This is a genomic window from Peptoniphilus sp. HMSC075B08 (assembly GCF_001815405.1).
Lineage (GTDB): Bacteria > Bacillota > Clostridia > Tissierellales > Peptoniphilaceae > Peptoniphilus_A > Peptoniphilus_A harei.
In genome coordinates this window covers 1-333 of the sequence record NZ_KV820425.1, presented here as the reverse complement: position 1 = coordinate 333, position 333 = coordinate 1, and the positions used below count along the sequence as shown (strand labels likewise).

At 32.7% G+C, this 333-nt stretch carries 1 pseudogene; it reads left to right on the top strand.

The features are described from left to right. Positions 1-333, top strand: a pseudogene (locus HMPREF3023_RS09565) (recombinase zinc beta ribbon domain-containing protein); the annotation flags it as partial.

Below are 333 nucleotides of genomic sequence, written 5' to 3'. Positions count from 1 at the left end.
CATTGAAAATCATCACGAGCCAATTATATCAAGAGAAGACTTTGAAAAGGCACAGGAGATTAGACTCAGGAGAGCACAAAATAGAAACACTATTGCTAACAAGGATAGAAAAAGAGAAAAACTATCAAGACAATATGCTTTTTCAAGTATGCTGGAATGTGGATTTTGTGGAGAGATACTTTCAAGAAGAACATGGCACACTAGTTCAATTTATAAAAAAATTAACTGGCAATGTGTAAGGTCAACTAAAAAAGGTAAAAAATATTGTCCTCATTCAAAAGGAATACAAGAAGCAGCAATAGAAAAAGCTTTTGTTGAAAGCTATAGGCAATT